This window comes from Sulfurimonas sp. (assembly GCF_026991475.1).
GTDB lineage: Bacteria > Campylobacterota > Campylobacteria > Campylobacterales > Sulfurimonadaceae > Sulfurimonas.
In genome coordinates, this window is record NZ_JALXBK010000007.1 from 22,055 (window position 1) to 28,718 (window position 6,664).

Here is a 6,664-nt window from a genome sequence, read left to right on the forward strand (position 1 = left end):
TCATATTTTGTCAAAAATATCTGAATTAGCCGTTATTGAAGATGGTGCTGTTATTGGAACTGATGTCACAATAGCTCCTTTTTGTTTTATATCTAGTGAAGCGGTCATTGGCGACGGAACTACCATTGCAGCAAACAGCTCTATTTATGGAAAAACAACAATTGGTAAGAACAATAGAATCTTTTCAAACGCAGTCATCGGTTCAATTCCCCAAGATTTGAAATTTAACGGTGAAGATGTTGAGCTTATTATTGGTGATGACAATACAATTCGAGAATTTACACTTTTTAACCCGGGAACAAAGGGTGGCGGTGGAAAAACTATTGTTGGAAATCACAATCTCTTTATGGGTTATGTCCATTTAGGACATGATGTAATCATTGGAAACCACTGTATTTTAGCAAACGCAGCGACACTTGCTGGACATGTTGAACTTGGCGATTATGTTGTTATTGGTGGGATGACTCCTGTACATCAGTTCGTACATATTGGCGACTATGCAATGGTAGGAGGAGCAAGTGCTTTAGCACAAGATATTCCTCCATACTGTATGGCTGAGGGAAACCGTGCTTCATTGCGTGGATTAAATCTCACTGGTCTGCGTAGAAATCTCGCAAGAGAAGATATAAATGCACTTAAGAGTGCTTATAGAGAACTCTTTGAATCAGGCAAACCATTAAAAGAGAGTGCAAATTCAATACTTGATGAGACGAAAAATTTTCATGTAATAGATTTATGCAACTTTGTAATTAAAACAAAACGCGGTATACCGTTTGAAAGGAAAAATATATGATTCACAGACATTGTAGTTTTTGTGACGCAAGTGAAAGCGAAAAAAATCCACTTATAGCGGGAAATGGTGTTTACATCTGTAAGAACTGTGTGCTATCTGCCTATAAAATTATGTTTGGTGACGAAAAAGAGCTTGCACAAGAGACAAACAATCAACTTACAGATGCTGTTGATAAACTTATGACACCAAAAGAGTTAAATAACTTTTTAGGAGAATATATCATTGGGCAAGAGAGAGCTAGAAAACTTCTTAGTGTAGCTGTATATAACCACTACAAAAGAATTTTCAAACTCCATAATGCAGCAAATGATGATACTGAAATAGCAAAATCAAATATTTTGCTTATTGGTCCAACAGGAAGTGGTAAAACACTTATGGCACAAACTATAGCGCGTGTACTTAATGTTCCTATTGCCATAGCAGATGCGACAAGTCTTACTGAAGCTGGTTATGTTGGAGAAGATGTAGAAAACATCTTGACAAAACTCATTCAGGCAGCAGATGGTGATGTAGAACGCGCACAAAAAGGAATTATTTTTCTTGATGAAGTAGATAAAGTATCTCGTATGAGTGAAAATCGTTCTATCACTCGTGATGTAAGTGGTGAAGGGGTGCAACAAGCACTTCTTAAAATCATAGAAGGCTCTTCTGTAAACATTCCACCAAAAGGTGGAAGAAAGCATCCAAATCAAGAGTTTACATCAATTGACACAACAAATATTCTCTTTATTTGCGGTGGAGCATTTGATGGTCTTAGTGAGATTCTTAAACGCAAACAGGGTGAAAATGTACTTGGATTTGGACATGAAAAGAAGACAAAAGATGAAGCAAAACCAACTTACGATATGGTTGAACCAGATGACTTAGTACATTATGGACTTATTCCAGAGCTTGTAGGGCGTCTTCCTATTATTGCTTCACTCAATGAAATCACAGAAGATGATATGGTTCGTATTTTAACAGAGCCAAAAAATTCACTTATTAAACAGTATAAAAAACTCTTTGCAATTGATGATGTTGAGCTTAATTTTGAAGAAGATTCTCTTAGAGCAATTGCACAAAAAGCGATTAAACGCAAAACTGGTGCTCGTGGATTACGCGCGATTTTAGAAGAGAGTATGATTGACATCATGTATGAACTTCCTGAATATGCTGAGTATGAAGTCCTCATCACAAAAGAAGTGATACAAGAGAATGAAAAACCTGTTTATATAAAAAAATCTTCTCAAAAAACGGCATAAGGCAAAATAATGATATTTAATAAAATAATAGGTCTCTTTTCCAATGACCTTTCAATAGATTTAGGAACAGCAAATACAATTGTTATTGCTAAAGGAAGAGGTATCATTATTAATGAGCCTTCTGTTGTTGCTGTAAAAACTGAAAAATATGGACAACAACGCGTTTTAGCAGTTGGTCATGAAGCAAAAGATATGGTTGGAAAAACTCCAGGGAATATCAAAGCTATAAGACCAATGAGAGATGGTGTTATTGCCGACTTTGATATGACAGAGAAGATGATTAGAAAATTCATTGAAAAGGCACATGGAAGAAGTGCGCTTATCTCTCCTCGTATCATTATCTGTGTTCCTTATGGTCTAACGCAGGTTGAACGTAAGGCTGTTCGTGAATCAGCACTTAGTGCAGGTGCTCGTGAAGTTTTTCTTATAGAAGAGCCTATGGCTGCCGCAATTGGTGCTGGGGTAGATATTCGTGAGCCACAAGGACATCTTGTCGTTGATATTGGTGGTGGAACTACAGAGATTGGTGTTGTTTCATTAGGTGGTCTTGTACTTTCAAAAAGTATTCGTACAGCTGGTGATAAAATAGACCAAGGCATCGTCAACTATGTAAGAAAAAAGTACAATCTTCTTATAGGTGAAAGAGTCGCAGAAGAGATTAAAATCAACATTGGAACTGCTGTAAGTCTTGATGAAGATCTTACTATGATTATAAATGGACGCGATCAGGTTGAAGGACTTTTAAGTTCTGTTGAGCTTACAAGTGAAGATGCAAGAGAAGCTATGAAAGAACCACTCAAAGAGGTAGCAGAAGCACTTCGTGATGTACTAGAACGTATGCCTCCTGATTTGGCAGGTGATATTGTCAACCATGGTATTATTCTTACTGGTGGTGGCGCACTTATCCGTCAACTTGACAAATACCTCTCAGACATAGTAAAAATTCCAGTTTTTGTGGCAGATGAACCACTTCTTGCTGTTGCACGAGGAACAGGGAAAGCATTAGAAGAGATAGACCTACTTCAAGAACTTTTTGAGAATGAATAAAAAGTCACTCTTATACTTTTTTTTACTGATAGCACTCTTTGTGGGTGCTCTCATTTACTCTCCAGTAATACAGTCACCTTTTATTACTACACTTAACTCTTTAAAAAATAGTTATTTTAAGGGAATAAATTATGTCGATGACACTATAGATAAATATTTTTTTCAAGCAGATAGAATTGCTGAACTTACAAAAAAGCTCCAAACATACAATACTTTACAGCTCACACTACGAGATTGCAATAATAAATTAAGAGATTTATATAAAGAGAATAATGTGAGTTTTGCTTCAAACCCCCGTTTTGAACTGGTACATGCAAGTTCATACCAAAAATTTGGAGATTTTAACCGTCTTTGGATTGACATACCAGACTATAATGCTTCAAAAATTTACGGACTGCTTTATAATAATTTTGTAGCTGGAATTGTTATTAATGAACATAAAAAGCCACTTGCACTTTTAAATAGTGACATTAAAAGTACCTATGCTGTCTCTGTTGGCAAAGAAAAAGCACCTGGAATTGCACATGGAAACAGTGGTGAAAATATTATTGTCAGTTTTATCCCAGCATGGTTTAGTATTCATATTGGAGATGAAGTAACAACATCAGGACTTGACAATATATTTTTCAAAGGTTTAAAAGTTGGAAAAGTAATGTCAATTAAACAACTTCAAGGGTATCAAAGTGCGGTGATTGTTCCCTATTTTCACGCTTATGAACCTAACTATTTTTATATGATACGGAGTCTTAAATGAAATATTTACTTATACTTTCACTCTTTTTTTTCACACTAAACGCAGCTGATGCCAAACAAAAAGTGACCATAGGTCTTGGACCATATATTCAAACGCAGCCCTACAAACAGGATACTACTCCTATTTTAGTTCCCTCTCCTGTCATCTTTTTTGACAATTCTCTTTTTTACATCCGTTGGAGTCGTTTTGGTATGTACTTTTTGGGTAAAAAAGAGAAAGATTTCGCTTGGGGATTTTCCATTACTGCACAACCTAGAACCTATGGCTATACGTCAAATGAGTCAAAAGCATTAGAAGGAATGGATGAGCGTAAAACAACCTTTGAAGCAGGTATTGCATTTAGCGCGACTTTGGATGATAAGTATATCGAAAGCATGCTTCTCACTGATATACTTCGCCGGCATGACTCTTGGATATTTAAAACAGAGATAGGAGACAAATATCATTTTGGAAAATTAAATTTTTATCCTAGCTTTATTATTATTTATCAATCTCAACAATTTTTAAACTACTATTTTGGTGTCAAAAACTCAGAAAAAATAGATAAAATTCGACCAGCATATACACCAACTGATGGAGTGCTCATTGGAGCACAAACATATATTAGATACCCCCTGACAAAGAAGCTCTCAACATTTATTAATATCAGGGCTGACCTTATTCCACAAACTGCTTATAACTCTCCCATAGTGAGCAAGAGATATATCTACTCTGGACTTTTCTCTCTCATTTATACATTTGAGTATTGATTTTTTTTAACTCATCAAATATTAAGTGCCTCTTTTGTATAATAAACAAATTTTTACATATACATTTTCAAGAGGTAACAAATGCCAAAACGCACTGACATCAAAACAATTTTACTTATAGGGTCTGGTCCTATTATCATCGGTCAAGCTTGTGAGTTTGACTACTCGGGAACACAAGCTGTTAAAACGCTAAAAGAGCTAGGATACCGTGTTGTACTAATAAACTCAAACCCTGCTACAATTATGACAGACCCTGAATTTGCAGACAGAACCTACATTGAACCTATTAAAGAAGAGATTATTTCCAAAATCATAAAAGATGAAAATGTAGATGCAGTTCTCCCTACAATGGGTGGACAGACTGCACTTAATGTTGCTATGAGTATGTATGAAAAAGGAATGCTTGAAGGCGTTGAATTTTTAGGTGCAGACCCACAGGCGATTAATAAAGGTGAAGATAGACATCTATTTAATGAAGCTATGACAAAAATTGGTATGGATTTACCAAGAAGTAAAAATGCTTATAGCGTTGAAGAGGCTCTTGAAGTAGCAAAAGAGATAGGTTTTCCAGTAATATCACGAGCATCTTTTACACTTGCTGGTGGAGGTTCTGGTGTCGCTTACAATATGGAAGAGTTTGAAAAACTTGCTCAAGAGGGAATTAGTGCAAGTCCTATAAATGAAATAGAAATTATGGAATCTATGCTCGGCTGGAAAGAGTATGAGATGGAAGTTATTCGTGACAAAGCAGACAACTGTATTATCGTCTGCTCAATCGAGAACTTTGACCCAATGGGTGTGCATACTGGTGACTCCATCACAGTAGCCCCTGCTCTTACGCTAACAGATAAAGAGTACCAAAGAATGCGTGATGCATCTTTTGCAATTTTACGTGAGATTGGTGTTGATACTGGTGGAAGTAATGTTCAATTCTCAATTGACCCAAAAACAGGAAGAATGATAGTCATTGAAATGAACCCTCGTGTAAGTCGCTCATCTGCTCTTGCATCAAAAGCAACAGGTTACCCAATAGCAAAAGTGGCAACGCTCTTAGCAGTTGGATTTACACTTGATGAAATTACAAATGACATTACGGGCACACCTGCTGCGTTTGAGCCAGTGATTGACTATGTTGTGACAAAAATCCCTCGTTTTACATTTGAAAAATTTCCAGAAGCACAAAGCACACTCTCTACTTCTATGAAATCAGTCGGTGAAGTTATGGCGATTGGACGTACCTTTAAAGAGTCTATTCAAAAAGCACTCTGTTCTTTGGAAACTGGTCTTTGTGGATTTGATGACATCGATGCAGATGATGAGTTCATCAAGCATGAGATTCGTCGTCCAAATTCAGACAGAATTCTTTATGTTGCAGAAGGTTTCAGAAGAGGTATGACAATAGATGAGATGTTTAACACTTGTGCTATTGACCCATGGTTCTTATATCAAATGCAAGAGATGATAGAGACAGAGGGAACAGTTAGCGATAAAATTCTTTTTGATGCTGAGTTAATGAGAAGTGTAAAAGTAGATGGCTTTTCAGATAAACGTATTTCTCAACTTATTTTGAAAAATTCTGGAGAAAATGTAAGCGAAGATCTTGTCTATGAGGCAAGAAAAAAGCTTGGTGTTTCGCTAGAATATAATGAAGTAGATACTTGTGCTGCTGAATTTGAAGCACTCACTCCATATCTCTACTCTACAACAAACATCACAAAACTTCCAAACGTTACTACACGTAAAAGTGATAAGAAAAAAGTGCTTATTCTTGGTGGTGGACCAAATAGAATTGGTCAAGGAATTGAGTTTGATTACTGTTGTGTTCATGCTGCATTTGCACTTAAAGAGATGGATGTTGAAACTATCATGTACAACTGTAACCCTGAAACAGTCTCAACAGATTACGATACTTCTGATGTTTTATACTTTGAACCAATTGACTTTGAACATGTGAGGGAGGTAATTGAAAATGAAAATCCAGATGGAATTATTGTTCACTTTGGAGGACAAACACCACTAAAACTTGCAGATTCTCTTACAAAAATTGGTGCAAAAATCATAGGTACACCATCTGCTGTTA

6 protein-coding genes are annotated in these 6,664 nt (G+C 36.2%); all 6 read left to right on the plus strand.

What is annotated here, in order from left to right; all coding sequences use genetic code 11:
* Positions 1 to 7 precede the first annotated feature (7 nt).
* Positions 8 to 793: an acyl-ACP--UDP-N-acetylglucosamine O-acyltransferase gene (gene lpxA, locus MV589_RS00575; RefSeq protein ID WP_297431045.1), complete on the plus strand. Its 786-nt coding sequence runs from the start codon at positions 8 to 10 to the stop codon at positions 791 to 793.
* Positions 790 to 2,034, plus strand: coding sequence for an ATP-dependent Clp protease ATP-binding subunit ClpX (gene clpX / locus MV589_RS00580; RefSeq protein WP_297431047.1), 1,245 nt, complete (start codon positions 790 to 792; stop codon positions 2,032 to 2,034). The genes lpxA and clpX overlap by 4 nt, the downstream gene beginning before the upstream one ends.
* A 9-nt stretch (positions 2,035 to 2,043) precedes the next feature.
* On the plus strand, positions 2,044 to 3,081 hold the full coding sequence (locus MV589_RS00585) for a rod shape-determining protein (RefSeq protein ID WP_297431049.1): 1,038 nt from the start codon (positions 2,044 to 2,046) through the stop codon (positions 3,079 to 3,081).
* Positions 3,074 to 3,835 carry a rod shape-determining protein MreC gene (mreC, locus tag MV589_RS00590; protein ID WP_297431051.1) on the plus strand — a complete coding sequence of 254 codons (762 nt, stop codon included), beginning with the start codon at positions 3,074 to 3,076 and terminating at the stop codon, positions 3,833 to 3,835. Before MV589_RS00585 ends, mreC begins: the two co-directional genes overlap by 8 nt.
* Positions 3,832 to 4,584, plus strand: a complete 753-nt coding sequence (locus MV589_RS00595) for a MipA/OmpV family protein (RefSeq protein WP_297431053.1) — start codon at positions 3,832 to 3,834, stop codon at positions 4,582 to 4,584. Before mreC ends, MV589_RS00595 begins: the two co-directional genes overlap by 4 nt.
* A gap of 81 nt (positions 4,585 to 4,665) precedes the next feature.
* Positions 4,666 to 6,664 (plus strand): carbamoyl-phosphate synthase large subunit (gene carB, locus MV589_RS00600; protein WP_297431055.1); only part of this gene is annotated, 1,999 nt, incomplete at its 3' end.

What these genes read in the sequence shown, in the direction of transcription:
- mreC (WP_297431051.1), top strand. Translation starts at nt 3,074, where the DNA reads ATGAATAAAAAGTCACTCTTATACTTTTTTTTACTGATAGCACTCTTT.
- MV589_RS00595 (WP_297431053.1), top strand. Translation starts at nt 3,832, where the DNA reads ATGAAATATTTACTTATACTTTCACTCTTTTTTTTCACACTAAACGCA.
- clpX (WP_297431047.1), top strand. Translation starts at nt 790, where the DNA reads ATGATTCACAGACATTGTAGTTTTTGTGACGCAAGTGAAAGCGAAAAA.
- MV589_RS00585 (WP_297431049.1), top strand. Translation starts at nt 2,044, where the DNA reads ATGATATTTAATAAAATAATAGGTCTCTTTTCCAATGACCTTTCAATA.